At 60.7% G+C, this 19,092-nt stretch carries 18 protein-coding genes; 13 read left to right on the forward strand and 5 right to left on the reverse strand.

All coding sequences use genetic code 11. The features are described 5' to 3' along the window. The first annotated feature begins 17 nt into the window (after positions 1–17). Genes ACP90_RS24605 through ACP90_RS24615 form a run of 3 tightly spaced genes read left to right on the forward strand, consistent with a single transcriptional unit; the run spans position 18 to position 2,711 of the window. The gene (locus ACP90_RS24605; RefSeq protein ID WP_286145708.1) at positions 18–1,298 is read left to right on the forward strand and encodes a TCR/Tet family MFS transporter; all 1,281 of its coding nucleotides are present in this window, start codon (positions 18–20) and stop codon (positions 1,296–1,298) included. Between the two features lie 16 nt (positions 1,299–1,314). After that, entirely contained in the window at positions 1,315–1,995 is a 681-nt protein-coding gene (locus tag ACP90_RS24610) for a dienelactone hydrolase family protein (protein WP_062490581.1), read from the forward strand. 44 nt (positions 1,996–2,039) lie between these two features. Beyond that, complete coding sequence (locus tag ACP90_RS24615) at positions 2,040–2,711, forward strand: hypothetical protein (protein ID WP_077290898.1); 672 nt, start codon at positions 2,040–2,042, stop codon at positions 2,709–2,711. Between the two features lie 143 nt (positions 2,712–2,854). On the opposite strand, the gene ACP90_RS24620 is transcribed toward ACP90_RS24615, so the two are convergent. Beyond that, the gene (locus tag ACP90_RS24620; RefSeq protein ID WP_062490583.1) at positions 2,855–3,898 is read right to left on the reverse strand and encodes a M20/M25/M40 family metallo-hydrolase; all 1,044 of its coding nucleotides are present in this window, start codon (positions 3,896–3,898) and stop codon (positions 2,855–2,857) included. Between the two features lie 219 nt (positions 3,899–4,117). Here ACP90_RS24620 and ACP90_RS24625 point away from each other — a divergent pair, with 219 nt between their 5' ends. From ACP90_RS24625 to mepA, 3 genes are all read left to right on the forward strand, one after another. Beyond that, positions 4,118–4,921, forward strand: a complete 804-nt coding sequence (locus ACP90_RS24625; protein WP_062491963.1) for an alpha/beta hydrolase — start codon at positions 4,118–4,120, stop codon at positions 4,919–4,921. A gap of 239 nt (positions 4,922–5,160) precedes the next feature. After that, on the forward strand, positions 5,161–6,246 hold the full coding sequence (locus ACP90_RS24630; RefSeq protein WP_022999692.1) for a patatin-like phospholipase family protein: 1,086 nt from the start codon (positions 5,161–5,163) through the stop codon (positions 6,244–6,246). Between the two features lie 126 nt (positions 6,247–6,372). Beyond that, positions 6,373–7,404 (forward strand): penicillin-insensitive murein endopeptidase, encoded by a 1,032-nt coding sequence (gene mepA / locus ACP90_RS24635; RefSeq protein WP_022999691.1) that lies wholly within the window; start codon positions 6,373–6,375, stop codon positions 7,402–7,404. Positions 7,405–7,421: 17 nt separating this feature from the next. Here mepA and ACP90_RS24640 read toward each other — a convergent pair whose 3' ends face one another. Beyond that, positions 7,422–7,940, reverse strand: coding sequence for a GNAT family N-acetyltransferase (locus ACP90_RS24640; protein ID WP_228148068.1), 519 nt, complete (start codon positions 7,938–7,940; stop codon positions 7,422–7,424). A 236-nt stretch (positions 7,941–8,176) separates the two neighbouring features. Between ACP90_RS24640 and lepA the strand changes: the two genes are divergently transcribed. Both lepA and ACP90_RS28840 read left to right on the forward strand, forming a co-directional pair. Then, positions 8,177–9,982: a translation elongation factor 4 gene (gene lepA / locus ACP90_RS24645; protein WP_022999689.1), complete on the forward strand. Its 1,806-nt coding sequence runs from the start codon at positions 8,177–8,179 to the stop codon at positions 9,980–9,982. 43 nt (positions 9,983–10,025) lie between these two features. Beyond that, positions 10,026–10,610, forward strand: coding sequence for an alkylphosphonate utilization protein (locus tag ACP90_RS28840; RefSeq protein ID WP_062490586.1), 585 nt, complete (start codon positions 10,026–10,028; stop codon positions 10,608–10,610). A 42-nt stretch (positions 10,611–10,652) separates the two neighbouring features. Here the strand turns inward: ACP90_RS28840 and ACP90_RS24655 are convergent, their stop codons facing one another. Next, the gene (locus ACP90_RS24655; RefSeq protein ID WP_062490588.1) at positions 10,653–11,492 is read right to left on the reverse strand and encodes a LysR family transcriptional regulator; all 840 of its coding nucleotides are present in this window, start codon (positions 11,490–11,492) and stop codon (positions 10,653–10,655) included. A gap of 102 nt (positions 11,493–11,594) precedes the next feature. Between ACP90_RS24655 and ACP90_RS24660 the strand changes: the two genes are divergently transcribed. Next, positions 11,595–11,999 (forward strand): tautomerase family protein, encoded by a 405-nt coding sequence (locus ACP90_RS24660; RefSeq protein WP_062491967.1) that lies wholly within the window; start codon positions 11,595–11,597, stop codon positions 11,997–11,999. A 208-nt stretch (positions 12,000–12,207) separates the two neighbouring features. Here ACP90_RS24660 and ACP90_RS28565 read toward each other — a convergent pair whose 3' ends face one another. Beyond that, a complete protein-coding gene (locus ACP90_RS28565) occupies positions 12,208–12,345 on the reverse strand; it encodes a hypothetical protein (RefSeq protein ID WP_167579506.1) in 138 nt (45 codons plus the stop codon). A 133-nt stretch (positions 12,346–12,478) separates the two neighbouring features. On the opposite strand from ACP90_RS28565, the gene ACP90_RS24665 reads away from it, so the two are divergent. After that, entirely contained in the window at positions 12,479–13,396 is a 918-nt protein-coding gene (locus tag ACP90_RS24665) for a LysR substrate-binding domain-containing protein (RefSeq protein WP_062490590.1), read from the forward strand. Positions 13,397–13,420: 24 nt separating this feature from the next. Here the strand turns inward: ACP90_RS24665 and ACP90_RS24670 are convergent, their stop codons facing one another. Continuing rightward, complete coding sequence (locus ACP90_RS24670; protein WP_062490592.1) at positions 13,421–14,374, reverse strand: YihY/virulence factor BrkB family protein; 954 nt, start codon at positions 14,372–14,374, stop codon at positions 13,421–13,423. Positions 14,375–14,847: 473 nt separating this feature from the next. Here ACP90_RS24670 and pheS point away from each other — a divergent pair, with 473 nt between their 5' ends. The 3 genes from pheS to pheT are packed head-to-tail and all read left to right on the forward strand — an operon-like array spanning position 14,848 to position 19,084. Continuing rightward, positions 14,848–15,930 carry a phenylalanine--tRNA ligase subunit alpha gene (gene pheS / locus ACP90_RS24675; RefSeq protein ID WP_062490595.1) on the forward strand — a complete coding sequence of 361 codons (1,083 nt, stop codon included), beginning with the start codon at positions 14,848–14,850 and terminating at the stop codon, positions 15,928–15,930. A 24-nt stretch (positions 15,931–15,954) separates the two neighbouring features. Next, positions 15,955–16,608 carry a hypothetical protein gene (locus ACP90_RS24680; protein ID WP_022999681.1) on the forward strand — a complete coding sequence of 218 codons (654 nt, stop codon included), beginning with the start codon at positions 15,955–15,957 and terminating at the stop codon, positions 16,606–16,608. A 58-nt stretch (positions 16,609–16,666) separates the two neighbouring features. Beyond that, the gene (gene pheT / locus ACP90_RS24685) at positions 16,667–19,084 is read left to right on the forward strand and encodes a phenylalanine--tRNA ligase subunit beta (RefSeq protein ID WP_062490597.1); all 2,418 of its coding nucleotides are present in this window, start codon (positions 16,667–16,669) and stop codon (positions 19,082–19,084) included. Positions 19,085–19,092: the final 8 nt, after the last annotated feature.

Genomic DNA, 19,092 nt, shown 5'->3' on the forward strand with positions numbered 1-19,092 from the left:
TCCTTCAGCTGACGGGATTGGCGAGAAAAGAGTTGCGGTCCGGTATCTCCAAACGCAGCGCGCTGGGGTTCATCCTGGTCACGCTGGTTCTCAATTCCATGGGCATCGGCCTGATGATGCCGGTGATGCCCTCGCTCCTGACCGAACTCACCTCGCTGCCTGTGAGCGAAGCCGCCCGCTGGGGCGGTGCACTGAGCGTCGTCTACGCCTTGATGCAGTTCGCCTTCGGTCCGACGCTCGGCAATCTGTCCGACCGCTTTGGCCGCCGTCCGGTGCTGCTGGTGTCCATGTTCGCCATGGCTGTCGACTACCTGATCATGGCCTTCTCCTGGCATCTGGCCGTGCTGTTCATAGGCAGAACCCTGTCGGGTGTCGCCGGAGCAACCTTCTCGGCCGCATCAGCCTTCATCGCCGACGTGTCGTCCAAGGAGGACAGGGCGAAGAACTTCGGTCTTGTCGGGGCCGGATTTGGTGTCGGCTTCGTACTCGGGCCGATGATCGGCGGTTACCTCGGCGAATACGGACCGCGTGCGCCCTTTTATGCCGCCGCAGGCCTTTCCTTCGTCAATTTCCTCTTCGGCTATTTCATGCTGCCGGAAACGCTGAAGGACGAAAACAGAAGAGATTTTGACTGGAAACGGGCCAATCCATTCGGGGCCTTCAAGCAGATCGCCGCCTATCCGGCGGTGCGCACGCTGCTTCTGGCCATCTTCCTGTTCGACATCGCCCATTACGTCTACCCGTCCGTCTGGAGCTACTATGCGGAGGAGGTCTTCTCCTGGAGCCCCGGAGACATCGGTCTGTCACTTGCGGCCGTCGGTGTCGGGTTTGCCTTCGTTCAGGGATACCTGATCCGTGTCCTGGAACCAAAGCTCGGGCCCGGCCGGACACTCTTCATCGGGCTGGCCGCCAATCTCGTGGCCTTTGCCGGTCTCGCCGTCGCCGATACCGGCTGGATGGCCTATCTGCTGATCTCGTTCGCGGCGCTTGGTGCGATGGCGACGCCTGCCTTCACCGGTCTGATGTCGGTCCGTGTCCCGGACAATGCGCAAGGCGAATTGCAGGGCCTGATTGCCAGTGCCGCCGGCCTTTCCATGGTGGTGAGCCCGCTGGTGATGACCCAGGTCTTTGCCACGTTTTCAGGTCCTGAGGCGGCGATTTCTTTTCCCGGCGCGCCGTTTGCCCTGGCAGGCGTGCTGATCCTCGCCGCCATGCTGATCGCCCTTCCCTTCATGCGTCTTCAGGAAAGACTGCCGTCACCTTCCGAGGCGGCAGACCGGAAGACACCAGCCGAATAATCAGGTTTCCCCAAAAGTGACAGGCACCTTTCCTCCCCTTCTCGACGGTCCACGTCTTGCACCGGCCTCCGGCAAACCCGCTCGTCAGCTGGTTGTGATCCTGCATGGCTACGGCGCGGATGGCCTTGACCTGATCGACCTCGGGCGCGCCTGGCAGGGACAGCTTCCCGATGCGGCTTTCGTTGCGCCGAACGCTCCTGAACACCTTCCCTTCGAAGCGCTCGGCGGACGGCAATGGTTTGCGCTCGAAGAGCGCGATCCCAATGAATACCGCCTCGGCGCGCAGGCCGCCCAACCGGTGCTCGACCGGTTTCTGGACGACGAACTGGCCCGCCATTCGCTGGACGGCAGCGCGTTGGCATTGGTCGGCTTCAGCCAGGGAGCCATGATGACCTTTCAATGCGGCCTGCGCCGCCCGTCTCCGCCAGCGGCCCTGATCGGTTTTTCCGGACTGTTGCCGGGAGCCGGCCAGCTGGGTCCGGTCAACACGCAAAGCCCGGTGCTGATTGTTCATGGCGAGGAAGACGATGTCGTTGCCAGCTATCATGCCCAGGCAGCACAAAAGGCGCTTGACGATGCCGGGGTTTCCTCAAGCCTGCACCTTTTGGCCGGCCTCGGCCATTCGATCGACGAGCGCGGCATGGTGCTGGGCGGGCGGTTTCTGGAAAAGGCATTTGGCCCGGCAATGCCGGTCTGAAGACGGTCTTGCATTGGTTAATAGCCTGTTAACGGTTTTGCAGGATGCTTTCTGCAACTGTGCCGGACCAGAAAGGGCCGGACAAGCCGGGATCCGAAGCCATGCAGATTTCCATCGAAACCACTACGCAAAGCGCGAGCCTTTTTACGGCTTCCTTTTCGAATGGCGGCGCTGAAGGCCCGAAGAACGATCCCAAGGGCAACGCCTACGGCCACGAGATCGGCCAGCGGAATGGCCACGACAAGTCCCCCGCCGTCAATGCTCTGGAAGCAGCCAGCAAACAGGCCGAGGAAGACGCGGTCGTGATCGCCGCCCTTCAGGATGCGGTCGAAAAAGGCAAAGGCAAGGACGACGACAAGGAAAAGGACGGCGCGCTGGCGACCGTCGAGGACTATCAGAAGACCGCCGGCAAACTGAAGGTGGCTCTTGGTGAAGAGGAAAGCGGCGCTTCGGCGAATGTCGCCTATGAAAGCGCGACGATTTCAACGACCACTATTGAAGCTGAAATCGGTGGTGAAACCGTTTCAGCGCAGTTCGTATCCTTCGAGCGGGTGTCCTACGACAGCGAAACCGGGCTGTCCGTCCGCTCCGCAAACGCCTCTTCCATCGAAGGCAACTTCGACAACGGCTCCTTCAGCTACCAGAGCGCTGCCGTCAGCGAGCTTTATGCAGGCACCGGCGACCAGGTTTCGAACCTCCTCGGCCTGGTAGCCTGAGCAGGCAGCCCTTCCGCGTACGCTCCGGTTGGGACGTGGGCTGGACCGGACTGCCGGATCAAGTCCGGCAATGACGCACGTTGGAAAAAGCCAGATCTGACACCTGACTTAAAAAGGGGAGCCGAGCTCCCCTTTTCCATGCCTTACGCCTTTTTCAGGTAGGCGACGATGATGTCCAGAGCCGCCTGAAGGTCACCCTTGTCGATCATTTCAGTGACCGTGTGGATGTAGCGGGTGCCGACGACGATGCCGATTGCCTTGGCACCGGCAGCCGCCTGCTGGGCAGCCGCGCCGTCCTGGCCACCAGCCGCCAGCATGGTGCGCTGGAACGGGATCTTTTCCTTGACCGCAATGGCTTCGATTTCCTTCACCAGATCGCGGTCCGCGATGAAGCTGGAATCCTTGACGTGCAGACCGAAGCCTTCGCCCTGCACCGTGGTGCGGTCCTGCTCGGGAACGCCCGGCGTGTCGCAGGCAAGCGTGGTATCGATGCCAAGCCCGATATCCGGCGCAATGGCGAAGGACGCGGTGCGCGCGCCGCGCAGGCCGACTTCTTCCTGGCAGGTGAAGGCGACGTGAATTTCGCAATCATGCTTGGCCTTGCCCAGACCCCTGATCGCCTCGATGCCGAGCCAGCAGGCGATGCGGTTGTCGAGCGCCTTGGAGACGACCTTGTCGCCGACCTCGATCAGCGGCTCGTCCATGGTCACCATGTCGCCGACCTTGACGATCTCCTTGGTCTTTTCGCCAAGGCCCATGTCGATGACGAATTCCTTGGGCTCCGGCACCTTCTTGCGCTCTTCCGGAGAAGAGATGTGGATCGGCTTGCCGCCCGGGTTCATCACCCCCTTGAAGTCGCCTTCATCGGTAGACACCAGCACGCGGCGGGAGAACAGGTTACGGGCATCGAAGCCACCAACCGGCTGCACGTGAACGAAGCCCTTGTCCGTGACATGTGACACCAGGAAGCCGATCTCATCCATGTGGCACAGAAGCATGACCTTCTTCGGGGTTCCCTTCTTGGAAGCCTTGCGGCTGTCGCGGCGGCAAAGCAGCGAACCCATCGGATCGACGGTAACCTCGTCGAACAAGCCCTTGATTTCCGCCTGAATCAGGTCGCGGACCCGGTGTTCGTGACCCGGTACACCCGGCGTTTCGCAAAGTCGGCGAAGCAGATCGATATTCATGGAACTTCCTGTGAAGGTTGGAAAATCGGCACGATCCTAGTCCGAAAGACCGCGCGGGATAAAGAGCCAAGACAGATTAGTTCGAAAAGAGAGGCTTGTTGCAGGTGCATGGCCTGCGATAAGCCTCGGCAGGAAACCGCATCCCCCATGCGAATCCTGACAGACCGTTCCGCCGTTTTCCGGCACAGCCCTTCAATGCGAATGGAAAGGTTTTCTTCTTTGACCACTCTCTTGTCCGGCACCGTCCATGTCGAAACGCGCGCCGTCACGGTCGGCAACTACACCGTTCACGTTCGCTGCTGGACACCTGAAGTTCGTTTGCCCGGCAAGGTGCCGGTGCTTCTGTTTCACGATTCTCTTGGCTGTATCGCCCTCTGGCGCGATTTTCCCGAGCGCCTTGCCGTGGCCAGCGGACGGGTCGTGATTGCCTATGACAGGCCCGGCTTCGGCCAGTCGTCGGTGCGCGAAGACATCCTGCCCGCAAGCTTCATTGCGGATGAAGGCAGAACGGTTGTGCCCGCGCTGTGCGAGCAGCTGGACCTCACGCGATTTGTTGTCTGTGGGCATAGCGTCGGTGGTGGCATGGCGGTGCATACGGCCGCACAGCATCCCGAGAAGGTCACGGCCCTGGTCACGATTGCCGCTCAAGCGCTTATCGAGGACCGCACCCTGGAAGGTGTCCGCGAAGCCCGCACCGCATTTGCCGATCCAGGCGCGTTCGACAGACTTGCGCTCTATCACGGCGACAAGGCGCGCTGGGTGCTGGATGCCTGGACGGAATCATGGCTTTCGCCCGCCTTCGCCCATTGGTCCCTTGACGATGCGCTTGCCGGTGTCCGCTGCAGCACCCTTGCGATCCACGGCGCAATGGACGAATACGGATCAATCCGCCACCCGGAACACATCGCCAATAGCACCGGCGGACAAAAGGTCATCCTGGAAGGAAGAGGGCACACGCCTCACAGGGAATGCCCGGACCTGCTGGTTGAAACCATTTCCAGTTTCCTGGTGAATATTTCGTGATCCGGCACCCGGGCAGGCTGCTTGCCGTCGCAAGAAAAGGAAAACTGCGGTCGGTCTTCGCAGATTAGCGAAGTCGGTTTAACTTCTTGCTCGCCAATTTCGAAAAATCGTCCACCTGTTTTTCGCTTTGCCATTGCAGTGTCGCAATTGATGACAACATTCTAAAGGTAAGCAAAAAGCGTCTCCCGTCTTCTCGGAGAGATGTAGCGCCTTCCATTGCGACGATCCCGGGGAATCCCATGACCCAGAAAAAACGTTTTATTCTTTCCATTGACGGCGGCGGCATTCGTGGCCTCATTCCGCTTCGGCTGCTTGAGACACTTGAAAGCCGATTGAGCCAGCGCGGCGTTAGCGAGCCGCTGCACCAGGTTTTCGATCTGATGGCCGGTTCTTCTACCGGCGGCCTCATTGCTGCAGGCCTATCCGCCCCGCGCCCAGGCGGCACCGCTGGCGCACCTGCCGCGACCATTGATGAGCTGCGCAGCTTCTTCGAACGCGACGCGCGGGAAATCTTCAAATCATCAATCTCGGCACGACTGGCCAGAACCGTCACCAGTTCGCTTGGCCTGTTCGATGAAACCTACGATCCGCGGCCGCTTGAAAAGCTGCTGAAGGAACGCTTCGGCTGGACCTCCATGGCCAGTGGCCTGACCCATCTTGTCCTGACCGCCTACGATCTGGAACAGCGCAAGCCTGTGTTCCTGACAAACGGCCTTGAAGCAAGCAGCGGCCGGCCGGATGACTACTACTTCTGGCAGGCTGTGCGTGCGACCACCGCCACCCCCTCGTATTTCGAACCGGCACGCGTTGAAAATCTCAGTCGCCGGCGCGAGGAAGCCCTGATCGATGGAACGGTCTTCATGAAAGACCCGACAGTGGCAGCGTATCTGGAAGCCCGCAATCTTGGCTGGGGCGACGACGAGATCGTCATCCTGTCGCTTGGCACCGGCAGGGCACCGGCACGGTCGTTCCTTTACAAGGACGCCGTTGGCTGGGGTGCCCTCGGCTGGCTGCAGCCCTCCAAGGGCGCGCCGCTGATGTCGATCCTGGCCGACGCGCAAAGCCAGACGACCTCCGATCAGGCACGGCAGCTCTTTGCAGAACTGCCGAACGTGACCTATCACAGGCTCGACGCCGATCTTCCACCGGAAGCCGAAGACATCGACAATGCCCGTCCCGGCAACATCATCACGCTGAATGGTGCTGCAGACAGGGTGATCCGCGACAACACTGTTTTCCTCGACGCGTTCGCCGACATGATCGCGGCGCATGTGGATAATAGCGAATCGGATGCGGAAGCACCCGATTTAGTGCATGCTGCCTGACGAGTGAGGTGATCGTCGCGGCGGGAGCAACGACGGCGGAACACCCAGACTGGCGCACGAGGTTTCGACGTGAGAACGGGGAAAACAGGCAAGCGAAATCGCTGGGCACCCTCGGTGTCCGGCTTCATGGCATTTGCAGCCGCGTTCCAGGTATCCTGTCTCGTTGCGTCAGCCGCGCCGGTGCCGACAGCCAAACCGGCCGATCCTGTCTCCGAGGACTATTCGCCGACCGTCGAACTGGTTGCAGGTGTGCCTGTCCCGGTAAAGAAGCGCGATGTGCCGGAAGGCTATGTCGCGAACAAGCCCAAGCTGGTGCTTTATGGGGACCAGCCGGCACGAGACTATTTCGGCGCCGCCACCGGACCCGCTCAACTGAAGGCCCGCTCGATCGGATCCTATGCCAAGGGTTGCCTCGCAGGCGGAGCGGAACTGCCGACGGACGGCCCGACCTGGCAGGCAATGCGCCTGTCGCGCAACCGCAATTGGGGCCACCCTGTCCTGATCGATTATCTCAAGGATCTGGCGAGCGATGCCCCCAAGGTCGGCTGGAACGGTTTGCTTGTCGGCGATATCGCGCAGCCGCGCGGCGGGCCGATGACATCCGGCCATGCCAGCCACCAGATTGGCCTCGACGCCGATATCTGGCTGACGGAAATGCCGAACCGGCGCCTGACCGCTCAGGAACGCGAAGACATCTCCGCTATTTCGATGTTGATCGGTCCGATGGACGTCAAGGGTGCAGACCGGCGTGTCGACCCCAGGAAATGGTCGGATGACCATGCTCGGCTGATCCGGCGCGCTGCATCCGACCAGCGCGTTGCACGCATCTTCGTCAGCCCGACGATCAAGAAGGCTCTGTGCGATTTCGAGAAAGGCGGCAACCGCGCCTGGTTGCGCAAGGTACGGCCCTGGTGGGGACATCACTATCACTTCCACGTACGCCTTTCCTGCCCTGCAGGCAGTGCCGGCTGCAAGAACCAGAACCCGCCGCCCCCGGGCGATGGCTGTGGCGCGGACCTTGCCTATTGGCTGTCCGACGAACCCTGGGTTCCCAAAAATCCCCCCAAGCCCGGTGAACCTCCGAAAGTGGTCAAGAAACGGCCCATGGCCCTGGCAGCCCTGCCGAATGACTGCCGGTCGGTGCTGACGGCCAATTGAGATCGGCTGGGTGACGCCTAGGCGTTCGGCGATTGCATCGGCCCCAGAACCCTGGCAACGAAGACCAGATCCAGCCAGCGGCCGAACTTGGTGCCGGCTTCCGGCAGACGGCCGGCAACATGAAAACCAAGTTTCTCGTGAAGGGCGATGGAGGCAGAATTGTCCCCGTCGATGACGCCGACCAGCACATGTAATTTCATGTCGGTGGCAATGTCGACCAACCGCTCCAGAAGCGCCTTCCCAATGCCGCGCCGCTGTGCCGCCGGGTCGACATAGACGGAATGTTCCGCCGTCAGACGGTACCCTTCGCGAGGCCGGAACGGCCCGAAGCTGGCGAACCCGAGAACAGTATCTGCATCGTCCACGGCCACCAGAACCGGCAGCCCCTGCTTCACCCGGCCTTCGTACCAGGTCAGCCTGTCGTCCAGCGTTTCCTCACGATTTGTCCAGGCAGCCGTCGTCTCGCGCACAGCCTGGTTATAAAGCGCCAGGATCGACGGGACATCCTTCGGTTCTGCATTACGGATCAACATCATGCTCTCTTGTCAGGCTGCTCGACACATCAGTGCCGATGCAATCTAGATCACACTTTGAGGTTGATTTGCCACGACAAATGTCACCTGCGGGCTACGTCATTTGCCGGAGGCGCCATATCCCTGTCGGAGCGGTGAAACCCGGCATTCGCCCGAGGGTGCAAAAAAGCACCGGAATTCAACGCCCGAAGGCTTCAATCTACTAGGCGAAATCGAATTGCAATGGTAAAGGGGCGGCCATGACGACGAAGAAGCTTTCCAACATCCGCAACTTTTCCATCGTGGCTCATATCGATCACGGCAAGTCGACGCTGGCCGACCGCCTGATCCAGATGACCGGCACGCTGACCGACCGCGAAATGACCGAGCAGGTGCTCGATTCGATGGACATCGAACGCGAGCGCGGCATCACGATCAAGGCGCAAACAGTGCGACTGATCTACAATGCCAAGGACGGCGAACAATATACGCTGAACCTGATCGACACGCCGGGCCACGTGGACTTTGCCTATGAAGTGTCCCGCTCGCTGGCGGCCTGTGAAGGCTCGCTGCTGGTGGTCGACGCCTCTCAGGGTGTGGAAGCCCAGACGCTCGCCAACGTCTATCAGGCCATCGACAACGATCATGAGATCGTCACCGTTCTCAACAAGATCGACCTGCCTGCGGCCGAACCGGACCGCATCAAGGAACAGATCGAGGACGTGATCGGCATTGATGCGTCAGAAGCCTGCATGATCTCCGCCAAGACCGGCCTTGGTGTCGACGACGTGCTGGAAGCGATCGTTTCCAAGCTGCCGCCTCCGGAAGGTGACCCGGAAGCGACACTGAAGGCGATGCTGGTCGACAGCTGGTACGACACCTATCTCGGCGTGATGGTGCTCGTCCGTGTCATCGACGGCTCCCTGAAGCGGGGCCAGAAGATCAAGATGATGGGTACGGGCGCTGCCTATGATGTCGACCGCGTCGGCGTCATGACCCCGAAATTCCTTCAAGTGGACGAGCTGAAGGCCGGCGAGATCGGCGTCATCACCGGGTCCATCAAGGAAGTGGCCGACACCCGTGTCGGTGATACCATCACCCTGGAAAAGAAACCCTGCACGGAAGCCCTTCCGGGCTTCAAGCCGGCTCAGCCGGTCGTGTTCTGCGGTCTCTTCCCGGTCGACGCGAACGACTTCGAGGATCTGCGCGCTGCCATGGGCAAGCTGCGCCTCAACGATGCCTCGTTCTCGTTTGAAATGGAAACATCCGCAGCTCTCGGCTTCGGCTTCCGCTGCGGCTTCCTCGGTCTGCTGCACCTGGAAATCATCCAGGAACGTCTCTACCGCGAATTCGACCTCGACCTGATCGCGACCGCGCCGTCGGTGGTCTACCAGATGTCCCTGACGGACGGAGCGGAAGTCGAACTTCACAACCCGGCCGACATGCCGGATGTGGTGAAGATTTCCGAAATCCGCGAGCCCTGGATCCGCGCAACCATCATGACGCCGGACGAGTATCTGGGCGGTATCCTGAAACTGTGCCAGGAACGGCGCGGTCTTCAGATCGACCTGTCCTATGTCGGCTCTCGCGCGATGGTGACCTACGACCTGCCGCTCAACGAAGTCGTGTTCGACTTCTACGATCGCCTGAAGTCGATCTCCAAGGGCTACGCATCGTTCGACTATCAGATTTCGGACTACCGGGCCGGCGATCTGGTCAGGATGTCGATCCTGGTCAACGAAGAGCCGGTGGATGCGCTTTCCGTGCTCGTGCACCGCAGCCAGGCGGAACGCCGTGGCCGCGCCATGTGCGAAAAGCTGAAAGAACTGATCCCGCGGCACATGTTCAAGATTCCGATCCAGGCAGCCATCGGCGGCCGGGTGATCGCCCGCGAGACCATCTCCGCTCTGCGCAAGGACGTGACTGCCAAGTGTTATGGCGGCGACGCCACCCGTAAGCGCAAGCTGCTTGAGAAGCAGAAGGCCGGCAAGAAGAAGATGCGTCAGTTCGGCAAGGTCGAGATCCCGCAGGAAGCCTTTATCCAGGCCCTGAAGATGGACGAGTGAGAAACCGATTGGCGCGCCGCGCCAATCCCAGCAAGGCCTTGCCATGAGTATTGAACAGACCCTTTCCGACCGCGCCGGCAACGTTTGCGAGTTCTGCGGCGCTACCGAGGCGCTGCGGCCGCTGGATGTCGGCCCCGACACGGATGGCACGGCCGACATGGCGGTTCTGGCCTGCGCCACATGTGCCGACCAGATTTCAGGTGCCGCCGATAACGACCCGAAGCATTGGCTCTGTCTCAACGAAGCCGCCTGGAGCCAGGTTCCCCCGGTTCAGGTTGTCGCCTACCGCATGCTTTCCAGAATGCGCGACGAGAGCTGGGCTCGCGATCTTCTGGACATGCTGTATCTGGACGACGAAACGCTTGCCTGGGCCAAGGCCGGCCTTGGCGGCAGCGCGGGAGAAGGTGACGACGGCGTGGTCCACAAGGATACGCACGGCGCTGTTCTTGCCGCTGGCGACACTGTGACATTGATCAAGGATCTCAAGGTCAAGGGCGCCAACTTCACCGCCAAGCGCGGCACCGCCGTGCGCAACATCTCCCTTGTTGCGGACAATGCCTCCCAGATCGAAGGCCGCGTGAACGATCAGCGGATCGTCATCCTGACGGAGTTCGTGAAGAAGGCCTGATCAGCTCGTTTCTGAGCTGATCAACACGCCCGGGGAGAGCGCTTACGCCGCCTCCCGGAAGACCTGAAGGATAGCCGAAACAATTGTCGGGTCTTCCCGGCAGAAGAGCGTCATCCTTGTTTTCGGCAGTTCGGGCAGCCGATAGAGTTCCCCGACTTCGCGGCATCCCTCCGGAATATTTCGCCGGTCGAGACAGGCAATGCCGAGCCCTGCGCTGACGGCCCCCTGTATGGCACCGACACCGGTGCCGGTGAAGGCGTCTTCAAAAGCGATCCCTGCATCCTTGAGCGTGCCAGTTGCCAAGCGGCGGAGGGCGCAGGTTTCCGAAAGCGCCACCAAGGGGAACGGGGTACCGGTTTCCCAGGTGAAATCCCTGGCGGCAGTCCAGACGAGATTTTCCTCGAACGCCACATGACCCGTGCCCTCGACGTCCTCGGAGCGCACCATGATCGCGCTGAACAGACCTGCCTTGAAGTCATTGTACAGCGTATCGGAATAACCGACCGCAACATGGAGACGATGTTCCGGCAAGGCCTTGCTGAGGGAGGCGATAATCTCCGGGAGGCGGCCTCCCGCGGCGTGATCGCTGATACCGCACCGAAGCCGCTTTTGAACGGAAGGACCTGAAACGCGGGCCGTCACCCTGTCATGCAGGTCGATCAGACTGCGGGCGTCACTTAAAAAACGAGCACCGAAGCTCGTCAACCGGACGGACCGGGGCGATCGGCTGAGCAAGGCGCTGCCGAGACGGTCTTCCAGTTTCTTGATCTTGACGCTGACAGCAGACTGGCTTGCCCCCGTCATCTGTCCTGCCCGGGTAAAGCTGCCTGTTTCGGCAACTCGAACAAAAGCGCGCAAGAGATCCATGTCGAGATCGGTCATGCAATCATTCTAATTTATGATTTTTGAAATATCAAAGATTTGTTTCTGTTATCTTTGGTGCCGCAATAAGGTTGGCAGCATCACCGAATGACGGAGGACAAGATGCCGCTTACCAATGTTTCCCTGCTGAAAGGCTCCAAGACCGCTGCGCAGAAATCAGCAATCCTGGACGAGATCTATCAGGCAATGCGCGAGACCTTCGGCGTGCCGCAGGACGACAAGTTCATGATGATCACCGAACATCCACGCGAAGATTTCCTGTTCGGCCGCCACTTCATGAATATCGACCGGTCGGACGACCTGATCATCATCCAGCTGACCGTCAGCGATACGCGCAGCGTCGACCAGAAGAAAGCGCTGTTTGCCCGGATCGCAAAGGGCCTGGCCCGCGAAGTCGGCATCCGTTCCGAAGACATCTTCATCAACCTGGTCGAGACAAGGCTTGAGAACTGGTCGTTCGGCCATGGCGTCGCGCAATATGCCGACAGGCAACCGGTCGCCGTTTGATCCGAACCGGACAGGAAGCCGGTCGACCTGATCACCAAGCAAGATAGCGAACGCACTAAAATGCGGGATTGCCTCCCAAAGACAGAAACGGCGCCGGGCTTGCCGCCCAGGCGCCGTTTTCTGGTTTGGAAGTCTTGTCCAACCGGCCTGTCCTTGCGGAGGGTCGATCGGAAGGTTTGGGGACCGGCCTTTCAGCCGGTCTTCAGCCTTAGCGCCGGTTGAGCGGAAGGTCAGCCAGTTCACGCTGGGACATGCGCACGATTGCCGGATGGGACATCGGGTCGGTGCGGTCATATGCGGAAGCCGGACGAGCCGTCAGGTGTCGGCGCATAAACAGTTTCATCATGAGTTTCATTCTCCTTATTATTGTTTTTTGCATGGCCAAATTCCTTCTTTGAATTTAGCTATGCTCCTTATATAGACGCCACTACTCGCTAAAAAAATCGACTTATTCTGATTTTCAGTTTAGCTTTTCTAAAATGAAAAACCTCAATCGCATTCACCTCTCCGGTCTTCGCGCCGTGGAAGCCGTCGCCCGGCTGGGCTCTGTCAAGGCGGCAGCGGAGGAACTCGGTGTAACCGTCGGCGCCGTCAGCCAGCAGGTTCACAAGACCGAGGCCCAGCTTGGGGTGCAGCTGTTCGAGCGGCAGAACCGTTTGCTGTTGCCAACCGCTCACGTGCTTGCAATGCAGCCACACCTGACCAGCGCCATGTCCTCGCTTTCGACCGCGGTCGCCACCACCCAGCGCGGACGGGAAGATGCGCTGACGATTTCGGTTGCCCCGGTCTTCGCCGGAAAATGGCTGGTTTGGCATCTCAAGAACTTCAACAAGATGCATCCGGGGATCCGGGTTCGGGTGGAAGCGACGGTGGACCTGGTCGATCCGGACATGAGCGATGTCGATCTGTGTATCCGTGTCGGCAAGGGACCCTATCCGGGCGTCAAGGCAGAGCAATTGCTGCACCAGCGGGTGTTTCCCGTCTGCAGCCCGGCGCTGGCCAGACAGATCAAGGAGCCGAAGGACATCGGCAAGTTGCCGATCATCCGTGACCCCGGACAAATGTTTACCTGGAAAACCTGGCTTGATCTCTTCGGCCTCGATGAGAGCATCCTGCAGGACGGCCCGACCTTTTCAGACGGTTCACTGTGCCTGGATGCGGCAATTGCCGGCCACGGGGTGTTTCTGGCCTGGGAAACGCTTGCGGTTTATGCCGTGAAGTCCGGCCAGGTGATTGCCCCCTTCCCCGAGCGCCCCGCCACGGGCAGCGCCTACTGGCTGGTCAGCGGTAAAAACGCCCCTCAGACAAAGGCCAAGAAGGCTTTCGGCGACTGGCTGCGGGAGGAGCTGCAAGGCTCCATCGGCAGACCGAAAGGAGCCGATATGGTGGAGGCGTGAGCGTTTTTCGCTCATCGCGTACTTCTACTCAGCACTTGCAATGGATTTGCCCAGTATGTCGGCCTTCACGGCACCACGTGTGCCCATTGGCCGGTCCGGACCAACGGTGCTGTCGCGGCGGGTCTGCGCTTCCATCTCGCCATTCAACTCGGCCCCGAGCAAGATGATATATGCCGAAATCCAGAGCCACATCAGCAGGATGATGACGCCGGCAAGGCTGCCGAACGTTTTGTTGTAGCTGGCAAAGTTCGCCACATAGACCGAGAACCCGTAGGACGCGGCAAGCCACAAGAGGCAGGCGATGACTGCCCCGGGCGTGATCCATTTCCATTTGGCATCGGTTCGAGATGGCCCGAACCTGTAAACGAAGGAAAGACCGGTGACGGTCAGAAATCCCAGAATGATCCAGCGGGCCGATGACAGGACCTTCTCCAACCAGTCCGGCAAGGCGAGATAACTGAAGACAACCGGCAGCAGAAGGGCGGATACCAACCCCAGTACCAGAGCGAAAACAAGCAGGATCGTCATCACGAAGGTTCGGGCTTTCAGCGCAATGATACCCCGCTTCTCAACCTCGTCATAGGCGATGTTAAGTCCTTCCATGAGGCTGGCCATGCCCTTGGAGGTGGAATAGAGCGCGATGCCCAGACCGATGACGAAGGCGAAGCCGAGCCCCGCATTCTCGCTGCCCGCTACATCTGCGGCCTGCGCCAGAATGATTTGCGACGCCTCCTTCGGCAGAAAGTTCTCGATCATTTCAAGCTGACGGCTGACCTCGACCGGTTCAACCACAAGCCCTGACAGCGCCGTGAACGCAGTTATGGTCGGGAAGATCGCAAGAAGACCGTAGAAGGCAACGCCGGCGGCGATCAGGTCGATGTGGTCGCGCTGGACCGCGTTCCACACCCGATAGCTGATATCCAGCCAGCCCATTGGCGGGATCTTTTCCGGACTGCCCGCATCTCTTCCACGTGCCATGTTACCCCCTCAGTTGCCTGCCCACGCCCTTCTGTCCACGGACGTTGGCAAACAGCAGGGAGTTCAACGGTAAACGCCCGGGTGGGGATTGAGTTCCGGTGCCTGGGGCTCGCCGCTACGTGTTGGCCAGATTGAGGCACAAGGCTGCCTCTCCTTTTCCGCTTGCCAACGCTTCGCCTTTCGCTACATTGACGCCCCATGAGCGAACTTATCGCACATACTCGCCGTTCCGGCCTTTGCAGTGGCTCTCAGCCTCTTTCCGGGATCGACGTGCGCCTCATCGAGCTGCAGGGCCCCGCCTGCGGTCGATTTACGCGCTAACGCGCTTTAATTCCGGCGCTTTTCTTCTCTTCGGGAACTCACGCAATAATGCGCATGAGGCCGTGGCAATCACCGCCATTATTCGCTAAAAGACCCCGACTTTCTGTTTCGACACCTCCGCGCGCACCGCGCGAACCGACGACCGAGTACGCATGTCCAACCTCGACACACTTGAATCCGATCTTCTGGCCGCCATCGAAGGCGCCGGGACCGAAGCCGCCCTGGAAGACATCCGCGTTGCCGCCCTTGGCAAGAAGGGCTCAATTTCCGAGCAGATGAAAACGCTCGGCAAGATGACGCCTGAAGAGCGCCAGGTGATGGGCCCTGCCCTCAACGGCCTCAAGGCGAAGGTCACCGACGCTATCGCCGCCCGCAAGGATGTGCTGGCGGAAGCGGCCCTGGAAGCACGGCTGGCCAGCGAGAAGGTGGATATCACCCTGCCGCTGCGCGCAACACCGGCGGAGACCGGCCGTATTCACCCGGTCAGCCAGGTCATCGACGAACTGACGGCGATTTTCGCCGACATGGGCTTTTCCATTGCGGAAGGCCCGGACATCGAGACCGACGAGCTGAACTTCACCGCGCTGAACTTTCCAGAAGGCCACCCGGCACGCGAAATGCACGACACGTTCTTCTTCAATCCGAAGGAAGACGGCGAACGGCTGCTGCTGCGCACGCACACCTCGCCGGTGCAGATCCGCACCATGCGCAATCAGGAACCACCGATCCGCGTCATCATTCCGGGCCGGACCTATCGCTGCGACAGTGACCAGACCCACACGCCGATGTTCCACCAGGTGGAAGGCCTCGTGATCGACAAGGACAGCCATTTCGGTCATCTGAAATGGGTGCTGCGGGAATTCTGCAAGTCCTTCTTCGAAGTCGACGACATCAAGATGCGCTTCCGCCCGAGCTTCTTCCCGTTCACCGAACCGTCCATGGAAGTCGACATCCAGTGTGACCGGTCCGGCGGCGAAGTGAAGATCGGCCAGGGCGAAGACTGGCTGGAAATTCTCGGCTGCGGCATGGTTCATCCGAACGTCATCCGCAACTGCGGCCTCGACCCGGATGTCTACCAGGGTTTTGCCTGGGGCATGGGGATCGACCGCATCGCGATGCTGAAATACGGCATGCCGGACCTGCGCGCCTTCTTCGACGCCGACGTCCGCTGGATCCAGCATTACGGCTTCCGCCCACTCGACCTGCCGACACTGTTCGGCGGTCTGTCCAGTTAACCGCCTGAATTTGGGGGCGCCATCATGTCATTGCTGATCCGCATCGTTCTTGCCGCCATGCTGACCGTTGCCGCCCTGTTGCCGGCAGCCGCGCAGACCAGCGACCAGGAAACCCGCGTCGCGACGCCGACCTCGTTCCTCGAGGCCTGCGCGGACAAGATCGAGAACCGGGGCCGGCTGCGGTTCTGCGATACCTACTTCCGGGAGAAGCTGGGCACCGAAGCCGATGCGTTGCTTTATCTCCGTGACCGGATCACGCGTCTGCGTGCCGGCCACGAGGCAAGCTCGGCCGAAAAGTACCAGAGCTTCCTGCAGGCAATCTATATCGTGGCGTTCCTGACCATCGCTTCGATCGTTCTGATCGCCAGCGACCGGCGGATCGGCGGTACCGCCAAGTGGGCCGGCTTGACCAGCACCGCGGCCCTTCTGGTGATGGTGTTGATTGTGGCCATGGGCTGGCTCGGCAAGTACCGGGCCGAATATGCCGCCCAGGTCGAACTCGGCATCCTGCGGGACCGGATCGAGACGGAAGCTGCCCAGGCGATTGCCACCAAACAGCAGATCACGCCGGAGATCGTGCGCGGCTGGACCCGCGACTTTTCCGACATCGGCCGCCGCTTTGCCGAAAACTACGGCGCTGCGACCATCATTCCCGAAGTGGACCGGCTCGGCAACTGAGGGCTCCACGTCCCGTTTCGCGGTCCTGAGACCGCACCAAGTTTGAAGAGATCGAAAGATGAAATTCACCCTTTCCTGGCTCAAGGAGCATCTGGAAACCGACGCCAGCCTGGAAGAGATCGTTGAACGTCTCACCCTGATCGGACTGGAAGTCGAGGAAGTCACCAACCGCGCCGACCGCCTGAAGCCGTTCAGAATCGCAAAGGTTCTGGAAGCCGAACAGCACCCGAATGCCGACCGGCTGCGCGTCCTGAAGGTTGACACCGGCGAGGGCGACCCGGTGCAGGTTGTGTGCGGTGCGCCGAATGCCCGCGCCGGCCTTGTCGGCGTGCTCGGCAAGCCGGGCGACTATGTTCCCGGCCTTGATGTCACGCTTTCCGTCGGCAAGATCCGCGACGTGGAAAGCTTCGGCATGATGTGCTCGGAGCGCGAGCTGGAACTTTCCAACGAACACGACGGCATCATCGATCTGCCGGCGGATGCGCCGGTCGGCATGGCCTATGCCGAATGGGCCGGCCTGGATGAGCCGGTCATCGAAATCGGCCTGACGCCGAACCGCCCGGACTGTACCGGCGTATACGGCATTGCCCGTGATCTTGCCGCAGCCGGCCTCGGCAAGCTGAAGGAACGCAGCAACGAACAGGTTCGCGGCAGCTTCCCCTGCCCGGTCGACGTGACGTTCGATTTCGGCGACACCAAGCCGATGTGCAAGGCCTTCGGCCTGCGCCTGGTCAAGGGCGTGAAGAACGGCCCCTCGCCGAAATGGCTGCAGGACCGCCTGACCGCCATCGGCTTGCGCCCGATCAACGCCCTCGTCGATATGACCAACTACATCACCTTCGATCAGGGCCGGCCGCTGCACGTGTTCGACGCCGACAAGGTTCACGGCAATCTGGTTGTCCGCCGCGGCAAGCAGGGCGAGAAGATCGACGGCCTCAACGGCAAGAGCTACGAGCTCGATGACACGATCTGCGTCATTTCCGACGACAACGGCGTTGAAAGTCTCGGCGGCATCCTGGGCGGCGAGCCTTCCGGCTGCACGGAAGAGACTGTCAACGTGCTGATCGAATCCGCCCTTTGGGACGAGGACGACATTGCCGCCACCGGGCGCAAGCTCGGCGTCAATACGGACGCACGCTATCGCTTCGAACGTGGTGTCGATCCCAACTACATGATGCCGGGTCTGGAATATGCCACGCGCATGGTCATGGACCTGTGCGGCGGCGAGCCGTCCGAAACGGTGCAGGCCGGTTCCGTGCCGGATACCAGCAACATCATCGATTTCCCCTATTCGGAAATCAGGCGCCTTTCCGGCGTCGATGTTCTGCCTGCTGAAGCAAACGTCACCCTGAAGTCGCTCGGTTTCTGGATCTCAGGCGCCGGTGACACGGTCAAGGTGGCCGCGCCAAGCTGGCGACCGGACATCGAAGGCAAGGCCGACCTCGTGGAAGAGGTTGTGCGCATCATCGGTCTGGAGCGTGTTCCGTTCACACCACTGCCGCGCACCGGTACCGTCGGCCAGAAGGTGCTGACGACCGGACAGATCCGCCGCAACAAGGCGCGCCGGGCACTGGCCGCCCGTGGCTTCAATGAAGCAGTTACCTGGTCGTTCATTGCCAAGGATCACGCTGAACTCTTCGGTGGCGGCAACGCTGCGCTTGCGCTGGCCAATCCGATTTCCAGCGAGATGTCCGACATGCGCCCGAGCCTGCTTCCTGGCCTTTTGCTGGCGGCACAGCGCAATGCCGACCGGGGCTATGGCAATGTCGCCCTGTTCGAAGTCGGTCAGGTGTTCGAGAACGATACTCCTGAAGGCCAGAAGATGGTCGCAACCGGCGTGCGCCGCGGGTCTGCGAAGCTGCAGGGTTCCGGCCGGCACTGGTCGGGTGTTTCCCAGGCCGTCGACGTGTTCGACGCCAAGGCGGACGCCGAAGCAGCGCTGGCGGCCATCGGCGCGCCGGTAGACAAACTGATGGTGTCTGCAGATGCCCCGGCAACGTTCCACCCGGGCCGGTCCGGCTGTCTCAAGCTTGGCCCGAAAAACGTTCTGGCGGTGTTCGGCGAAGTTCATCCGCGCACGCTGCAGCTGCTCGACATCGAAGGACCGCTGGTCGCATTCGAGATCTTCCTTGATGCGCTGCCTGAACCCAAGGGCAAGGGTGGCCGTTCCAAGGGCGCCCTCAATGTCAGTGGCCTTATGCCGGTTCAACGCGACTTCGCGTTCCTCGTCGGCAAGGATATTTCGGCCGAGGCCTTGCTCAAAGCGGCTCGTGGCGCGGAAAAGACGCTGATCAGCGATGTCACGCTATTCGACATTTACGAAGGTCAGGGTGTGCCGGAAGGCCAGAAGTCAGTCGCCATCGACGTGACACTGCAGCCGCGTCAAAAGACCCTTACGGACGAGGAAATCGACGCCGTGGCAAAGAAGATCATTGCCAATGTCGAGAAGGCAACCGGTGGCACGCTGAGAGGCTGAACCGGCGT

Source organism: Labrenzia sp. CP4, assembly GCF_001579905.1.
GTDB lineage: Bacteria > Pseudomonadota > Alphaproteobacteria > Rhizobiales > Stappiaceae > Roseibium > Roseibium algicola.

Excerpts from the sequence above, each read along its gene's own strand:
- ACP90_RS24615 (WP_077290898.1), top strand. The coding sequence starts at position 2,040 with ATGCTTTCTGCAACTGTGCCGGACCAGAAAGGGCCGGACAAGCCGGGA.
- ACP90_RS24620 (WP_062490583.1), bottom strand. The coding sequence starts at position 3,898 with ATGAATATCGATCTGCTTCGCCGACTTTGCGAAACGCCGGGTGTACCG.
- ACP90_RS24630 (WP_022999692.1), top strand. The coding sequence starts at position 5,161 with ATGACCCAGAAAAAACGTTTTATTCTTTCCATTGACGGCGGCGGCATT.
- mepA (WP_022999691.1), top strand. The coding sequence starts at position 6,373 with ATGGCATTTGCAGCCGCGTTCCAGGTATCCTGTCTCGTTGCGTCAGCC.
- ACP90_RS24640 (WP_228148068.1), bottom strand. The coding sequence starts at position 7,940 with ATGATGTTGATCCGTAATGCAGAACCGAAGGATGTCCCGTCGATCCTG.
- lepA (WP_022999689.1), top strand. The coding sequence starts at position 8,177 with ATGACGACGAAGAAGCTTTCCAACATCCGCAACTTTTCCATCGTGGCT.
- ACP90_RS28840 (WP_062490586.1), top strand. The coding sequence starts at position 10,026 with ATGAGTATTGAACAGACCCTTTCCGACCGCGCCGGCAACGTTTGCGAG.
- ACP90_RS24655 (WP_062490588.1), bottom strand. The coding sequence starts at position 11,492 with ATGACCGATCTCGACATGGATCTCTTGCGCGCTTTTGTTCGAGTTGCC.
- ACP90_RS24660 (WP_062491967.1), top strand. The coding sequence starts at position 11,595 with ATGCCGCTTACCAATGTTTCCCTGCTGAAAGGCTCCAAGACCGCTGCG.
- ACP90_RS28565 (WP_167579506.1), bottom strand. The coding sequence starts at position 12,345 with ATGATGAAACTGTTTATGCGCCGACACCTGACGGCTCGTCCGGCTTCC.
- ACP90_RS24665 (WP_062490590.1), top strand. The coding sequence starts at position 12,479 with ATGAAAAACCTCAATCGCATTCACCTCTCCGGTCTTCGCGCCGTGGAA.
- ACP90_RS24670 (WP_062490592.1), bottom strand. The coding sequence starts at position 14,374 with ATGGCACGTGGAAGAGATGCGGGCAGTCCGGAAAAGATCCCGCCAATG.
- pheS (WP_062490595.1), top strand. The coding sequence starts at position 14,848 with ATGTCCAACCTCGACACACTTGAATCCGATCTTCTGGCCGCCATCGAA.
- ACP90_RS24680 (WP_022999681.1), top strand. The coding sequence starts at position 15,955 with ATGTCATTGCTGATCCGCATCGTTCTTGCCGCCATGCTGACCGTTGCC.
- pheT (WP_062490597.1), top strand. The coding sequence starts at position 16,667 with ATGAAATTCACCCTTTCCTGGCTCAAGGAGCATCTGGAAACCGACGCC.